The sequence below is a fragment of the Hymenobacter oligotrophus genome (genome assembly GCF_003574965.1).
In the GTDB taxonomy this organism is placed as follows: domain Bacteria; phylum Bacteroidota; class Bacteroidia; order Cytophagales; family Hymenobacteraceae; genus Solirubrum; species Solirubrum oligotrophum.
In genome coordinates, this window is record NZ_CP032317.1 from 2,377,181 (window position 1) to 2,390,819 (window position 13,639).

12 protein-coding genes are annotated in these 13,639 nt (G+C 57.7%); 9 read left to right on the forward strand and 3 right to left on the reverse strand.

What is annotated here, in order from left to right:
* Positions 1 to 8 precede the first annotated feature (8 nt).
* The 5 genes from nuoF (at position 9) to D3Y59_RS10215 (ending at position 4,810) form a co-directional block, all read left to right on the forward strand.
* Positions 9 to 1,349 (forward strand): NADH-quinone oxidoreductase subunit NuoF, encoded by a 1,341-nt coding sequence (nuoF, locus tag D3Y59_RS10195; RefSeq protein ID WP_119444958.1) that lies wholly within the window; start codon positions 9 to 11, stop codon positions 1,347 to 1,349.
* Between the two features lie 50 nt (positions 1,350 to 1,399).
* Positions 1,400 to 2,407, forward strand: a complete 1,008-nt coding sequence (locus D3Y59_RS10200) for a 2Fe-2S iron-sulfur cluster-binding protein (protein ID WP_119444959.1) — start codon at positions 1,400 to 1,402, stop codon at positions 2,405 to 2,407.
* Between the two features lie 86 nt (positions 2,408 to 2,493).
* Positions 2,494 to 3,564 carry an NADH-quinone oxidoreductase subunit NuoH gene (gene nuoH, locus D3Y59_RS10205; RefSeq protein ID WP_119444960.1) on the forward strand — a complete coding sequence of 357 codons (1,071 nt, stop codon included), beginning with the start codon at positions 2,494 to 2,496 and terminating at the stop codon, positions 3,562 to 3,564.
* 57 nt (positions 3,565 to 3,621) lie between these two features.
* Complete coding sequence (locus D3Y59_RS10210) at positions 3,622 to 4,197, forward strand: NuoI/complex I 23 kDa subunit family protein (protein ID WP_119444961.1); 576 nt, start codon at positions 3,622 to 3,624, stop codon at positions 4,195 to 4,197.
* Between the two features lie 100 nt (positions 4,198 to 4,297).
* The gene (locus tag D3Y59_RS10215; protein WP_119444962.1) at positions 4,298 to 4,810 is read left to right on the forward strand and encodes an NADH-quinone oxidoreductase subunit J family protein; all 513 of its coding nucleotides are present in this window, start codon (positions 4,298 to 4,300) and stop codon (positions 4,808 to 4,810) included.
* A gap of 761 nt (positions 4,811 to 5,571) precedes the next feature.
* Here the strand turns inward: D3Y59_RS10215 and D3Y59_RS10220 are convergent.
* Positions 5,572 to 5,928, reverse strand: a complete 357-nt coding sequence (locus D3Y59_RS10220) for a hypothetical protein (protein WP_119444963.1) — start codon at positions 5,926 to 5,928, stop codon at positions 5,572 to 5,574.
* A 13-nt stretch (positions 5,929 to 5,941) separates the two neighbouring features.
* Positions 5,942 to 6,544 carry an RNA polymerase sigma factor gene (locus tag D3Y59_RS10225; protein WP_205590818.1) on the reverse strand — a complete coding sequence of 201 codons (603 nt, stop codon included), beginning with the start codon at positions 6,542 to 6,544 and terminating at the stop codon, positions 5,942 to 5,944.
* Between the two features lie 307 nt (positions 6,545 to 6,851).
* Between D3Y59_RS10225 and nuoK the strand changes: the two genes are divergently transcribed.
* The 4 genes from nuoK to D3Y59_RS10245 all read left to right on the forward strand — a co-directional run bounded on the left by nuoK (position 6,852) and on the right by D3Y59_RS10245 (position 12,184).
* On the forward strand, positions 6,852 to 7,184 hold the full coding sequence (nuoK, locus tag D3Y59_RS10230) for an NADH-quinone oxidoreductase subunit NuoK (RefSeq protein ID WP_119444964.1): 333 nt from the start codon (positions 6,852 to 6,854) through the stop codon (positions 7,182 to 7,184).
* Positions 7,185 to 7,293: 109 nt separating this feature from the next.
* Positions 7,294 to 9,231 (forward strand): NADH-quinone oxidoreductase subunit L, encoded by a 1,938-nt coding sequence (gene nuoL / locus D3Y59_RS10235; protein ID WP_119444965.1) that lies wholly within the window; start codon positions 7,294 to 7,296, stop codon positions 9,229 to 9,231.
* Positions 9,232 to 9,271: 40 nt separating this feature from the next.
* A complete protein-coding gene (locus tag D3Y59_RS10240) occupies positions 9,272 to 10,738 on the forward strand; it encodes a complex I subunit 4 family protein (protein ID WP_119444966.1) in 1,467 nt (488 codons plus the stop codon).
* 12 nt (positions 10,739 to 10,750) lie between these two features.
* Positions 10,751 to 12,184 carry an NADH-quinone oxidoreductase subunit N gene (locus D3Y59_RS10245; protein WP_119444967.1) on the forward strand — a complete coding sequence of 478 codons (1,434 nt, stop codon included), beginning with the start codon at positions 10,751 to 10,753 and terminating at the stop codon, positions 12,182 to 12,184.
* Positions 12,185 to 12,255: 71 nt separating this feature from the next.
* Here D3Y59_RS10245 and D3Y59_RS10250 read toward each other — a convergent pair whose 3' ends face one another.
* Positions 12,256 to 13,575 carry an OmpA family protein gene (locus D3Y59_RS10250; RefSeq protein WP_119444968.1) on the reverse strand — a complete coding sequence of 440 codons (1,320 nt, stop codon included), beginning with the start codon at positions 13,573 to 13,575 and terminating at the stop codon, positions 12,256 to 12,258.
* Between the last annotated feature and the right edge of the window lie 64 nt (positions 13,576 to 13,639).

Sequence of the window (13,639 nt, forward strand, 5' to 3'; positions counted from 1 at the left end):
CTACTGTCATGGGCCGCAAGCTACTGACCGAACATATTAACGTTCCCGGCATCGACACCTTCGAGGTATACCGCCAACACGGCGGCTACCGCTCGGTGGAGAAGGCGCTGAAGACGATGACCCCCGACGAGGTGGTGGAAGAAGTGAAGAAGTCGGGCCTGCGTGGCCGCGGCGGCGCTGGCTTTCCTACGGGCATGAAGTGGAGCTTCTTGGCTAAGCCCGAGGGAGTGCCGCGCCACTTGGTGTGCAACGCCGACGAATCGGAGCCAGGTACCTTCAAGGACCGCCACCTGATGTCGAAGCTGCCGCACTTGCTCATCGAGGGCATGATTACGAGCTCGTATGCCCTAGGTGCGAATACCTCGTACATCTACATCCGCGGCGAGTTGTTGTACGTGCTGCGCATTCTGGAGAAAGCCATTGCCGAAGCGTACGCCAACGGCTTCCTAGGTAAGAACATCCTGGGTTCGGGCTACGACCTTGACCTGCACGTGCACCCCGGCGGCGGTGCCTACATCTGTGGCGAAGAAACCGCTTTGCTCGAGTCGCTGGAAGGCAAGCGTGGCAACCCGCGCAACAAGCCCCCGTTCCCGGCTGTGCAGGGCCTCTATGCCCGCCCCACGGTAGTGAACAACGTTGAGTCGATTGCGGCCGTGGTGCCTATCATCAACGAAGGCGGCGAAGAGTACGCGAAACTAGGCGTAGGCAAGAGCACCGGCACCAAGCTGATTTCGGCTTGCGGCCACCTGAACAAGCCTGGCATCTACGAAATTGAGCTGGGTGTACCGGTGGAGGAATTCATTTACTCCGACGAGTACTGCGGTGGCATCTGGAAAGGCCGCGACCTGAAAGCTGTAGTAGCCGGTGGTTCGTCGGTGCCGATTCTGCCGAAGGAGCTTATCCTGAAAACCGCTGCCGGCGAGTCGCGTCTGATGACCTACGAGTCGCTTTCCGACGGTGGTTTCGTGACGGGTACCATGCTCGGCTCGGGTGGCTTCATTGCCATGGACGAGACCACCTGCATCGTGCGCAACACCTGGAACTTCTCGCGCTTCTACCACCACGAATCGTGCGGGCAATGCTCGCCCTGCCGCGAGGGTACGGGCTGGCTCGAGAAGGTGCTGCACCGCCTCGAACACGGCCACGGCAACATGCACGACATCGACCTGATCGTGAGCGTGGCCAAGCAGATTGAGGGTAACACCATCTGCCCCCTAGGCGAAGCTGCGGCTTGGCCGGTTGCGGCAGCAGTGCGTCACTTCCGCCACGAGTTTGAGTGGCACGTGACGAACCGCCAAGAGGCTACTCGCCCCGGCGCTGTGTACCCCGGCAAAGCCGTACTGGTTTAAAACTTTCCCTTTGAACTGACTTTTCGCTCCCGACCTAGGGAGTTCTGAAAATGGCTAAAATAACCTTCGACGGCATTGAGATAGAAGTACCAGACGGTACCACTATCATGAATGCAGCCCGCAAAATCGGGGGCGACATTGTGCCGCCGGCTATGTGCTACTACACCCCACTAAAAGGCACCGGCGGCAAATGCCGTGCTTGCTTGGTGAAGGTGACGGCCGGTTCGGCCAAAGACCCGCGCCCCATGCCCAAGCTGGTGCCTTCGTGCATCACTACGGTGCAGGATGGCATGGTGGTAGAAAACACTACCAACCAGCAGGTGCTCGACGTGCGCAAAGGCATTGTGGAGATGTTGCTGATTAATCACCCGCTCGATTGCCCCGTGTGCGACCAAGCTGGTGAGTGCGACCTGCAGAACTTCGCTTTCGAGCACGGTGTGGCTACCACCCGCTACGAAGAGGAGCGCCGCACTTTCGAGAAGATCGACATCGGCCCGTACATCCAGCTGCACATGACGCGTTGCATCCTGTGCTACCGCTGCGTGTACACCGCCGACCAATTGACCGAGCAGCGCGTTCACGGCGTCCTAGGTCGGGGCGATGCCGCTGAGATTGGCACCTACATCGACAACATCATCGATCAGGACTTCTCGGGCAACGTTATCGATGTATGCCCGGTAGGCGCTCTTACCGACAAGACCTGGCGCTTTAAGCAGCGCGTGTGGTTTACCAAGCCGGTAAACGCCCACCGCAACTGCGAAAACCCGAAGTGCTCGGGCAACGTGGTGCTGTGGTACAAAGGCAAAGACGTACTGCGCGTAACCGCTCGTAAAGACGAATACGGCGAGGTGAAGGAGTGGATCTGCAACACTTGCCGCTTCGAAAAGAAGGAAACCAGCGACTGGACTATTGAAGGCCCGACGCACATCGAGCGGTCGTCGGTAATTTCGGCCAACCACTACGAGTTGCCGGTGGTGAACCCGCAGGTAATTGCCGATATGCCCGAAAGCACCATTCGCGACCTAGAACAGAACCCGCCATTGAAACTAGGTAGATAGTTGTCAGTTGTCGGTAGCGAGTTATCAGAGTTTTCTGACGAACGCGTAACCGACTGACAACCGGCAACTAATAACTGACAACTCTAATGGAAATACCCGTTCTGGCCTGGCAAGGCCTCGTAATTCTGGCGGTATTCGGCATTACGCTGCTGATTGCTACCTACTCTACTTACGCCGAGCGCGTGGTAGCGGCTTTCTTGCAAGACCGCGTTGGCCCCGACCGTGCTGGCCCCTACGGCCTGCTGCAACCGTTGGCCGATGCCGTGAAGCTATTCACGAAGGAGGAGTTCTTCCCGAGCGGTGCCAACCGTTGGCTGTTCGTGTTTGGCCCTTGCTTGGCCATGACCACGGCCCTGATGGCCTCGGCCGTTATCCCGTTTGGCAATACACTGATTTTCGGCAACGGTACTGAAATCCGTCTGCAAGCCATTGAGGTAAACATTGGCATGCTCTACGTGTTCGGTGTGGTTTCGCTGGGCGTTTACGGCATCATGATTGGCGGCTGGGCTTCCAACAACAAGTTCTCGCTCCTAGGTGCCGTTCGGGCAGCTGCCCAGGCAGTTAGCTACGAACTAGCCATGGGCATGGCCCTGATTGCCTTGCTGATGGTAACGGGTACCCTGAGCCTGCGCGAAATTGCTTTGCAGCAGTACAACGGCCTCTGGAACATTGTGTACCAGCCGTTGGGCTTCATCATCTTCTGCGTGTGTGCCTTTGCCGAAACCAACCGTACGCCCTTCGACTTGCCGGAGTGCGAAACCGAGCTGGTGGGTGGTTACCACACGGAGTATTCCTCGATGAAGATGGGCTTGTACCTGTTTGCCGAGTACATCAACGTGTTTGTGGCTTCGGCCGTGATGAGCACGCTGTACTTCGGTGGCTTCAGCTTCCCTGGTGAGCACCTGCTCTACGATGTGCTGCTGAAGTCGCAGGGCGAGTTGTTCGCGCACAACACGGTTACCATCCTAGGTACCATCACGTTGTTCGCGAAAATCTTCTTCTTTATCTTCTTCTTTATGTGGGTGCGCTGGACGCTGCCGCGCTTCCGCTACGACCAATTGATGCGCTTGGGCTGGACCATGTTGTTCCCCATTGCCATCCTGAACATCCTGCTGACCGGTGCTTTCATCCTGCTGAAGCCTTACATCTTCGGCTAGCGAAGTAGCGCACCATGCCGTGCGCCGCTCACCGTTCAACTGCTACTGTCGATCCTCATGCAACTGACTAATAGAAGAAAACACATCGAGAAGAAGCCGATGACGCTGATGGAGCGGGCTTACCTGCCCTCTATTACCAAAGGCATGCTCATCACGCTGAAGCACTTTTTTTCGAAGAAAGCCACCATCCGATACCCCGAGGAGCAGCGTCCTTTCTCGCCTACGTTCCGCGGCTTGCACGTGCTCAAGCGCGACGAACAAGGCCGTGAGCGTTGCACGGCTTGCGGCTTGTGCGCGGTAGCCTGCCCGGCCGAAGCCATTACAATGGTAGCCGGCGAGCGGAAGAAAGGCGAAGAGAAGCTCTACCGCGAGGAGAAGTACGCCGTCAGCTACGAGATTAACATGCTGCGCTGCATTTTTTGCGGCTTGTGCGAGGAGGCCTGCCCCAAAGCAGCCATTTACCTGCAAGCCGATAAGATGGCGCCGCCCCGCTTCGAGCGCGACGAATTCATCTACGGCAAGGACCGCCTCGTGGAGCCCGTTGATCCAAACGCCCGCAGCCAACGTGGCATTCAACTCACGGCCGAACAAGCCGAGGCCTTGGCCCGCCGAATGGCCGGCATGGAAGCCTAACAATCGCCGTACGCCGCGCTGAGCAAAGCCACCCTAGGTCAGCTTTGCTCAGCGGGACACTCTATTTACCAAGTACCGTAGCCCGAGCATCCTCTCCCCCATGGGTACCTCCTTATTCTACTTCCTTACGTTTGTGGCGCTGCTGTCGGCCCTAGGTGTGGTGTTTGCCAAGAACCCCATCCACTCGGTGCTGTTCCTGATCCTGACGTTCTTCGCCATTTCGGGTCATTACCTACTGCTGAACGCGCAGTTTCTGGCAGCCGTAAACATCATCGTGTACGCAGGTGCCATTATGGTACTGTTCCTGTTCGTGGTGATGTTCCTAAACCTCAACGCCGAAACGGAACCGAATAAGCCAGCCCTGGCCAAGATTACGGCCGCCATTGCCGGGGGCTTGCTGCTGTTCGTGCTTATTGCCGCGCTACGCAATGTAAATCCCGCCGGCGCCGACCTCGCCACCTTCGACTCGCAGATTGGCATGGTAAACCGCCTAGGTCTGGTGCTGTATCAGCAATACCTGCTGCCGTTCGAATTGGCTTCGATACTGTTCCTGGTAGCCATGGTAGGCTCGGTAATGCTTGGCAAGCGCGAAACCGGGGAACGAAATTTTTAATTGCAATTTCTTATAAATGCACAAGCGGCGCCTGATGTTTCAGGCGCCGCTTGTCTTTAATTTTTGGTGCTACCAGATTAGGCTTATCCTCATATCACCATGAAACCACGGCATCCCTTCCGGCTGCTACCTTCCAAACCCGCCTTTACTGCTACCCTGTTAGCAGCTACACTTACTATCTTCCTTGTTTGGTTTATCGGTTTAAGTCAAGATTGGAGTCTGTTCAAAGATTCACTTATAGCACTGACGATCCTTTCCGCTGCTTTTTTCACTTTCGTCACAGCCGGGCTTTGGCACTGGCCGGGTGTATGCCTCGCACCTGCCCATGTTCCGACAGCCGCACGGTTGAGGCGCATACCTTTTCCAAAAAACATTGACATACTCGACGTAGAAGGCCTTGATGCAGGGGAAGGTTGCGGCGGAATGCTTGTCGCAATATTGTTATGGCTACTGGTAGCAGTAGTGGCTGCGCTACTGCTTTGGACGTAGGCCGCAGTAATCTGGGTGGTTTTCCTGGTGTTTGCAGCGGTGCTGTACTGGATTTTCTTCCGAGCGCTGCGGCTGATCTTCCGGCATTCAGCACAATGCAAAGGGCAACTCGGCAGAAGCGCCGGTTATGGATTCATGTATACTCTGCTGTACAATAGCTGGCTGTATGTTATTGTTCTGGCAGCTCATTACCTGCGCTAATTCAAACAAAAGCGGTGCCTGAAGCCCCAAGCACCGCTTTTGTTTTATTCCGCCGATGCAGTTTGGGTAGGCTAAACTTCAGGCGCGGTCATTCGGGCCCAACCGGCGCTGCAGCGGCTCATTTTCTGGCGGAATTTCTCCCGCTCCTCTTCCGTCATGCCTTGCATGCGGGCTTCCATGTTCTGGCGCCAGTGAGCTTGGGCGCGGGCTTTCCAGCCGCCGGCTGGGCCGCCCCGGAAGCCACCAAACAGTATCTTGCTCAGCACCAACAGACCTAGGGCCTGCGCGAACGAGATAAAGGGCAAGCCGAAAATGGCCGGCATCAGCCAGTTCCAGAGTGCCATAACGGCCAGGCTGGCCAACGCCACGAACACGGCCACAAAAAGCAAAAAGCGCAGGCCGCGGAGCAACCAAAAATTGCGGTTCATATCGGGGAGGGAGTTAGTCGAGAAACAAATCGGTGTAGAGCGCCTGCAGTTTGGTGCGGAGTTGCTGCACCGCGTAATGCTTGCGCGAAATCAGGGTTTTCAGCGGAACGCCGGTTTCTTCCGACATCTGCTTGAACGTTTTGCCGTCGAACTCGTGCCACACAAACACTTGGCGTTGGGCGGGCGGCAGCTCTTCGAGGGCGTCCAGAATAGCTTCCATAATGGTTTCGCGCGCCATGGCGGTTTCGGTGGAGTCGTCGGGCGCGGGCAGCACATCGGCTAGTAGCAGAGGCTCATCAGTGTCGGAGGCCGAGTGGTACGAGGCCGCCTCTTCGAGCGACGCAGGCTTGGGCCGGCGGTAGCGGTCGATGATTTTGTTGCGGGCTACCCGAAACAGCCAAGCGGCCATTTGCTCCACGGGCTTCACTAAGCGGTAGCTCTGCACGAGTTCGTAGAAAACGTCCTGCAGCACGTCTTCGGCGTCGGCTTCGTCGGGGATGCGGCGGCGGATAAACGAGAGCAGCTTGCTGCGCTGCTCTCGCACGGCCTCTTGCACCCGGTCGTTTTGCTCGGTCATGGCCGCCGCGGTAGGAAGTATGGTCAATGCCTGTTCCATTCTGAAGGGGAAGACGCAGGCACCGGAAAAATACTTTACCGGGAATAGAAAATTTCGGGGAGTGCGCAGGCACCACGCTGAGCGGTGCAGTTTCGTTTGGTCCTCTTAGCCGACCGCGCCTGTCACCGCTCAGCGCGAAACCTAGGCGTCGGCAGCGGCAGCCTACTCAGCAAAAGGGCGAAAGACAAATGCTGGTGCTTGTGGCCGGTACTTTTCCGCGGGAGTTTTCCGATTTTCAGGATACCTTTGCCCGCTAATTCGGCCTACCGCTGAGGTAGACCTTTTTTCTGCCGCTACCCCGTCCTGAATGGAACAGACGATACCGGAAGTCATCCGCACGATTCCGCTTCAGCACTACATATTCTTTGCCTCTGCCCTGTTCTCAATTGGGGTGTTGGGCGTGCTGAGCCGGCGCAATGCCATTATTATTTTCATGTGCGTGGAGCTGATGCTCAACGCCGTGAACGTGCTGTTGGCCGCTTTCTCGGCCTACCGTGCCGACCCCAACGGGCAAGTTTTTGTGTTTTTCATCATGGCCGTGGCCGCTGCCGAAGTTGCAGTGGGCCTGGGCATCATCGTGATGATTTACCGCAACATTCAGAACACCGACGTCAACCTGCTCGACCGGTTGAAGTGGTAATCATTTTTGCCGGCCCGTACTACGCGGAGTGCTAGCTGCCCTTGGGCATCCTACGCACCAGCTTACCTAGGCCGACACGCAAACAACGCACATCAGCACATCGACGCTCATGGCTGAACAAGCGCCTCTCGCCGTTTTCGGCGGCTCACCGCTGCTCTACATTCTTATTCCGCTGCTGCCGTTTTTGGGCTTTCTCATCAACGGCTTGCTCAACCGTCGCCTTTCGGGCACGGTAGCCGGGCTTATCGGCAGCGCCACCGTGTTGGGTTCCTTCCTGATTTCGGTGTACCTGTTCACCACGTTCCAATACCCCTACGTGGTGCACCTGTTCGACTGGATTTCGGTCGGCTCGCTGAGCATCCCCTTCGCGTACCAAATCGACCAGCTCAGCCTCATCATGCTGCTGCTGGTTACCGGCGTAGGCTTCCTCATCCACGTGTACTCCATCGGGTACATGCACCACGATGAGAACGTGGGTAAGTTCTTCGCCTTCCTCAACCTGTTCGTTTTCTCGATGCTGGTGCTGGTGATGGGCGCCAATTTCGTGATTCTGTTCATCGGCTGGGAAGGCGTGGGCCTCTGTTCCTACCTGCTGATTGGTTTCTGGAATAAGAATACCAACTACAACAACGCCGCCAAGAAGGCATTCATCATCAACCGCATTGGCGACCTAGGCTTCCTACTGGGCATCTTCCTGATCTACTTCACTTTCGACTCGGTGCAGTACGGCGAGGTTTTCCAAAAAGCTTCGCAAATGCAGATTGGCGCGGGCGTGGTTACCGCCATCACGCTGCTGCTTTTCGTGGGCGCTATGGGTAAATCGGCGCAGCTGCCGCTTTACACCTGGCTGCCCGACGCTATGGCCGGCCCCACGCCGGTTTCGGCGCTTATCCACGCCGCCACCATGGTAACGGCTGGTATTTACATGGTGCTGCGCTCCAACGTGCTCTACACCCTGTCGCCCGACACGCTGGAGGTAGTAGCCTGGATTGGCGCCATCACGGCCCTGTTCGCCGCCACCATCGGCGTAGCCCAAAACGACATTAAAAAGGTACTGGCATACTCCACTGTTTCGCAGCTCGGCTACATGTTCCTGGCGCTGGGCATAATGGGCTACAGCTCGTCGCTGTTCCACGTACTCACGCACGCCTTTTTCAAGGCACTGATGTTCCTAGGTGCTGGTTCGGTAATTCATGCCATGAGCAACGAGCAGGACATCCGCCGCATGGGTGGCCTGCGCAAAGCCCTGCCGATTACTTTCCTCACGTTCCTAATCGGCTGCTTAGCTATTTCGGGCATTCCGCCATTCTCGGGCTTCTTCTCGAAAGATGAAATCTTGGCCCACGCCTACGAGCACAACAAAGTGCTGTGGGGCATTGGCCTGCTTACGGCTTTCCTGACGGCCTTCTACATGTTCCGCCTGCTGTTCCTCACCTTTTTCGGCGAGTTCCGCGGCACCGAGGAGCAGAAGCACCACCTGCACGAGTCGCCGGCTAGCATGACGCTGCCGCTCATTATTCTGGCCATTCTGGCTGCCGTAGGTGGTTTCATGAACGCGCCGCTGTTCTTGGGCAAAGGCTACTTGGCCGACTTCTTAGCGCCGTTGTTCAACTACTCGCGCCAACTGAACCCCGAAGCTTTCGGTGCTGAAATCGACCATGCCACCGAGTACATGCTTATTGGCTTCTCGGTAGCCGCTGGTGTGCTGGGTATTGTGCTGGCCTACGTGCTCTACGCCGCACGCCGCACCCGCCCAACCGAAGACAACCAGCCTCGTGGCTTCTTCGAGAACTTGGTGTACAACAAGTACTACGTCGACGAGCTGTACAACGCCCTGTTCGTGCGCCCTTCCATGTTTCTCTCGCGCGGCTTGCACGATGGCGTGGAAAAGCGCGTGGTAGATGGCTCCGTGAATGGACTAGGTCGTTTGGTAATGGGTGGCTCGCAGCTGCTGCGCAACCTGCAAACCGGCCGCGTTGAAACCTACCTGCTGCTGATGGTAATCGGCATCGTGGTGGTGCTGGCCCTGAATTTCATCCGACTGTAATCCATAGGCGGGCTACTCCGCATCCCTCGAAGTTCGCGTTATGCAAACTGCCCTTTTGCTTATTGTTCTCCTTTGGCCGGTAGCGGCTGCACTGTTGCTGCACTTTGTGCGCGGCAGCGCTGCTCGAGCCTTGGCCTTTGGTGCTTCGTTGGTTGAGTTGGCACTGGCCGTTTACATGACGGTCGCGTTCCAAGTCAATTCCCAACCACAATTCGAAATCAACTACCCTTGGTTGGCTTCAGCTGGCATCAACTTCCACATCGGGGTTGATGGCCTGAGCTTGCTGCTGGTACTGCTCACGGCCTTTTTGGTGCCGCTAATTCTGCTCGCATCCTTCCGCCACGATTACGAGAACCCCTCGGTATTCTACGCCTTGGTGTTGTTCATGCAAACCGGCCTCATCGGCGTGTTTGTAGCCATGGATGCGTTCGTATTCTACTTCTTCTGGGAAGTAGCGTTGATTCCGATTTACTTCCTTGCCGGTGTGTGGGGTGGCGAGCGGCGCGTGCAGGTTACGCTTAAGTTCTTTATCTACACCGTGGTTGGCTCCTTGCTAATGCTGGCCGGTTTTGTGTACCTGTACTACATGACGGGTGCTAACGGCGCGGTGCGCAGCTCCGACCTAACCGCCTTCTACAACCTGCGCCTCTCGGCTGCCGAGCAGTCGTGGGTATTCCTGCTGGTGTTCTCGGCCTTCGCCGTGAAGATGCCCATCTTCCCGCTGCACTCGTGGCAGCCCGATACCTACGAGCAAAGCCCCACGCCAGCCACCATGCTGCTGTCGGGCATTATGCTGAAAATGGGTATTTACGGCACCATGCGCTGGGTACTGCCGGTGGTGCCGCTGGGCGTTAGCCAGTGGAGCTGGCTGGTGATGATTCTGGCCGTTATCGGCATCATCTACGGTGCGCTTATCGCCATCCGTCAGCGCGACATGAAGCGCCTGATTGCTTTCTCGTCGCTCTCGCACGTAGGCCTGATGATTGCCGGCATGTTCTCGCTTACGGCCGTAGGCCTGCAGGGCACCGCAATACAAATGCTGGCCCACGGCGTGAACGTAGTAGGCATGTTCTTCATTTCCGACATCATCGAGCGCCGCACCGGCACCCGCCAGATTCCGGAGTTGGGTGGCCTGACGCGCGCTACCCCGCTGTTATCGGTTACTTTCCTAGTAATCCTGCTAGGTACTGTAGCGCTGCCGCTCACCAACGGCTTTGTAGGCGAGTTTCTGCTGCTGATGGGCGTGTACCAGTACAATCCTTGGCTGGGCGCTGTGGCCGGCCTCACCATCATCTTTGGGGCGGTGTACTTGCTGCGTATGTTCCAGAGGGTGATGCTCGGCCCCGACTCGTCGTTTTCCAGCGTTATCCGCGACCTAACCGGCGCTGAGCTGGCTGTGCTCGTGCCGCTTATCCTGATGGTGTTCTGGATCGGGCTGTTCCCTGGCACCTTCCTGCACATTTCGGAGCCCGCCGTGAACAAGCTGCTGGTGCTAATCAACCGCTAAGCCACCCGACTCATGCTCTCGATTATCCTGCTTTCTGTTACCGGGCTGGCCAACCTGTTCCTAGGTTTCCTTCGCTCCAACCGGGTGCTGCTGCCGGCGGTGTTGCTGGTGTTGGCCGTGGTGTTTGCCGTAAACCTATCGGGCATCGACTCCACCGGGGCGCTGTCGTCGTGGAACGCCTCGCCCTACTTCAACGGCATGCTTATCTTCGACCGCTACGCGCAGGTATTCACTGCTGTAGTGGTGCTCACTACGCTGCTGCTGCTGCCGTTCTCGCACAAATACGTGCGCGAAGGCAACCCCAACCTGGCCGAGTACTACAGCCTGATGCTGTTTTCGCTGGTGGGCGCCATCATGATGGTGAGCTACAATCACCTGCTCATCCTCTTCCTAGGTATCGAAACGCTCAGCATTGCCATGTACGTGCTGGCCGGATCCGATAAGAGCAACCTGCGCTCCAACGAAGCTGCCCTGAAGTACTTCCTGATGGGCTCGTTTGCCACCGGCATCCTGCTCTTCGGCATGGCGCTGATTTACGGTGCGTCGGGCACGTTCGCCCTCGATCAGTTGGGCGTGGCCGCCCGGGCGCTGCCCACGGCCAACCCCGCAATGATGCCCATGCTGTACGTCGGCATTTTGCTGATGCTGATTGGCATTGGCTTTAAAATTTCGGCCGCGCCCTTCCACTTCTGGACGCCCGACGTGTACGAGGGTGCACCAACCATCTTCACGGGCTTTATGAGCACCGTGGTGAAAACGGCCGGTATTGCTGGTTTCTTTAAGCTGTTGCTCGTTGCTTTCGCCGACAACTCCAGCAGCATGTGGTTGCCCACGCTCACGGCCATGCTGGTGCTCACGTTGCTGATCGGCAACGTAGGCGCGGTGGCGCAAACCAACGCCAAGCGCATGCTGGCTTACTCGAGCATTTCGCACGCGGGTTACTTGCTGCTGGCTTTGGTAGCCCTGCGCAGCGGTAATTTGTCGGCCAACGCCATCTTCTTCTACTCCCTAGCTTACTCCATTGCAACAGTGGCGGCCTTCGCCGTGCTCAAGCTAGTAGACGACCAACGCGGCCGCGACGACTACGAGGGATTGAACGGCCTGGCCCGCACCAACCCGCTGCTGGCTTTTGCCATGACGGTTTCGATGCTTTCGTTGGCCGGCATTCCGCTCACGGGTGGTTTCTTTGGCAAGTTTTACTTGTTCACAGCTGCAGCTCAAGAAGGCTACATCGGCTTGGTAATCTTTGCTGTGGTGATGTCGGCCATTGGCATCTACTACTACCTGCGCCCCATCATTGCCATGTACATGCGCCCCGCCCCCGAAGGCAACGAAGCTCCGGTCCCCGTTAGCGCGTTTCAGTCGGCGGTGCTGGTGCTGCTGGTGGCCATTACGGTGCTGTTGGGCGTGGTGCCCGGCATTGTGGAAGGCGTTCTGAACGGATAGAGTTTCTGCTTGGCAGTGCAACAAAAAAGGCAGCCCGCGCGGGCTGCCTTTTTTGTGCCCGTTAGGGCAAACTATTTGTGCGTAACCCGAATGCTGATGCGCCGGTTGAGCGCGCGGCCTACCGGAGTTTCGTTGCTGGCTACGGGGTACTTCTGCCCGTAGCCCTTGGCCTCAATGCGGTTTGGGGGCACACCCAGGCCTACCAACGCCGCCATGGCCACGGTAGCGCGCTCTTCGCTTAGCTTCAGGTTTTGCATGAATACGCCCGTGGTATCGGTATAGCCGCCAATCTTCACGCGGGAGCGAGGAAAGCTTTTCAGGATATCGGCCACGTTGCGTAGCTGCGCCATCGACTCGTCGGTGAGCGTTGCTTTACGGGCATCGAAATACACCCGGTCGAAATTGATCCAGCCCTTGGTGCGGTTAATCGAATCGACCTGCACGTTGGCATCGGCCAAGAAGCGGTAGAGGCGGTTTTCGGTGGAGTTGGCGCCCACGGTGTGCGTGGTGCCGCCCAGCAAAGTAAGCTGCACCGGCTTACCCGTATCGTAGATGTAGTTTTCGGTGGCGGCATCGTAACGGCCGCCGCCCGGGGCAGCGTTGCTGGTGGGCGCGTTGCTGGCGGCGCGGGCGGGCACTGCGCTGGGCACTACGCGGTCGTTGGCGGTACCTAAGCCGGCTGTGTAGGAACTGGCCGGAGGCAGGCTGGCTAGTGGGGCCGTGCGGTTCTGGCCCAGAAAGAAGCCCGTAAGCACGGCCAACAGCACCAATAGGGCCGGCCACAACCATTGCCGCTGCGAAAAACCCTCGTGCACCGCTACGGGCTCGTGAACGGGCGGCAGGGGCCGCCGGGGTTCCGGCACGGGCTGCGGCGCCACAAGGGCACTTTCCTTTTCGCCGATCAGCAAGCCCGATACGCTGCTGCGCTGGGCATGTAGCCAACGACCTAGGGCCGGGGCATCGAGCGACTGCCGGGTGGCGTGCTCGCCCAGCACCCCCAGCATTACGGGCGCCACAACGCCAAGCAAGCGCTCTACGGCTGCGTGGCGGATGCCGCTTTCAAGGGCTATTTCGCCCACGCGCCGGTGGTTGTTCTCCGTCAGCAACGACCGGATGAGCTGCTGCCCGCGGTGCGCCGGACTGCTTTCGTTTTCGGCGGCCAGCACATCCGTGCGGCTGTCGGCCCGGTTGGCGTCGAGGGCCATCGTCCAGATGACTTCGCTGCCGCCTACCTGCTCCGAGAGTTTAATAAGGCTGCTGAGCACCAGCGGCACCACCTTAGGCAAAGCTTTCCGAATACCCGTTTCGCTTTCTCCCACCGCTGCACTTACTTGGCTTACGGCTGGTGCCGTGAAACAGGCCAAGACTTCCTCCAACACATTTTGCGACATGACCTAGGGGATAAGAAGTTACACCATAGGTAATAATACAATAATTTATCAACATATTAACAAG

Excerpts from the sequence above, each read along its gene's own strand:
- nuoF (WP_119444958.1), top strand. The coding sequence starts at position 9 with ATGGGCCGCAAGCTACTGACCGAACATATTAACGTTCCCGGCATCGAC.
- D3Y59_RS10200 (WP_119444959.1), top strand. The coding sequence starts at position 1,400 with ATGGCTAAAATAACCTTCGACGGCATTGAGATAGAAGTACCAGACGGT.
- nuoH (WP_119444960.1), top strand. The coding sequence starts at position 2,494 with ATGGAAATACCCGTTCTGGCCTGGCAAGGCCTCGTAATTCTGGCGGTA.
- D3Y59_RS10210 (WP_119444961.1), top strand. The coding sequence starts at position 3,622 with ATGCAACTGACTAATAGAAGAAAACACATCGAGAAGAAGCCGATGACG.
- D3Y59_RS10215 (WP_119444962.1), top strand. The coding sequence starts at position 4,298 with ATGGGTACCTCCTTATTCTACTTCCTTACGTTTGTGGCGCTGCTGTCG.
- D3Y59_RS10220 (WP_119444963.1), bottom strand. The coding sequence starts at position 5,928 with ATGAACCGCAATTTTTGGTTGCTCCGCGGCCTGCGCTTTTTGCTTTTT.
- D3Y59_RS10225 (WP_205590818.1), bottom strand. The coding sequence starts at position 6,544 with ATGGAACAGGCATTGACCATACTTCCTACCGCGGCGGCCATGACCGAG.
- nuoK (WP_119444964.1), top strand. The coding sequence starts at position 6,852 with ATGGAACAGACGATACCGGAAGTCATCCGCACGATTCCGCTTCAGCAC.
- nuoL (WP_119444965.1), top strand. The coding sequence starts at position 7,294 with ATGGCTGAACAAGCGCCTCTCGCCGTTTTCGGCGGCTCACCGCTGCTC.
- D3Y59_RS10240 (WP_119444966.1), top strand. The coding sequence starts at position 9,272 with ATGCAAACTGCCCTTTTGCTTATTGTTCTCCTTTGGCCGGTAGCGGCT.
- D3Y59_RS10245 (WP_119444967.1), top strand. The coding sequence starts at position 10,751 with ATGCTCTCGATTATCCTGCTTTCTGTTACCGGGCTGGCCAACCTGTTC.
- D3Y59_RS10250 (WP_119444968.1), bottom strand. The coding sequence starts at position 13,575 with ATGTCGCAAAATGTGTTGGAGGAAGTCTTGGCCTGTTTCACGGCACCA.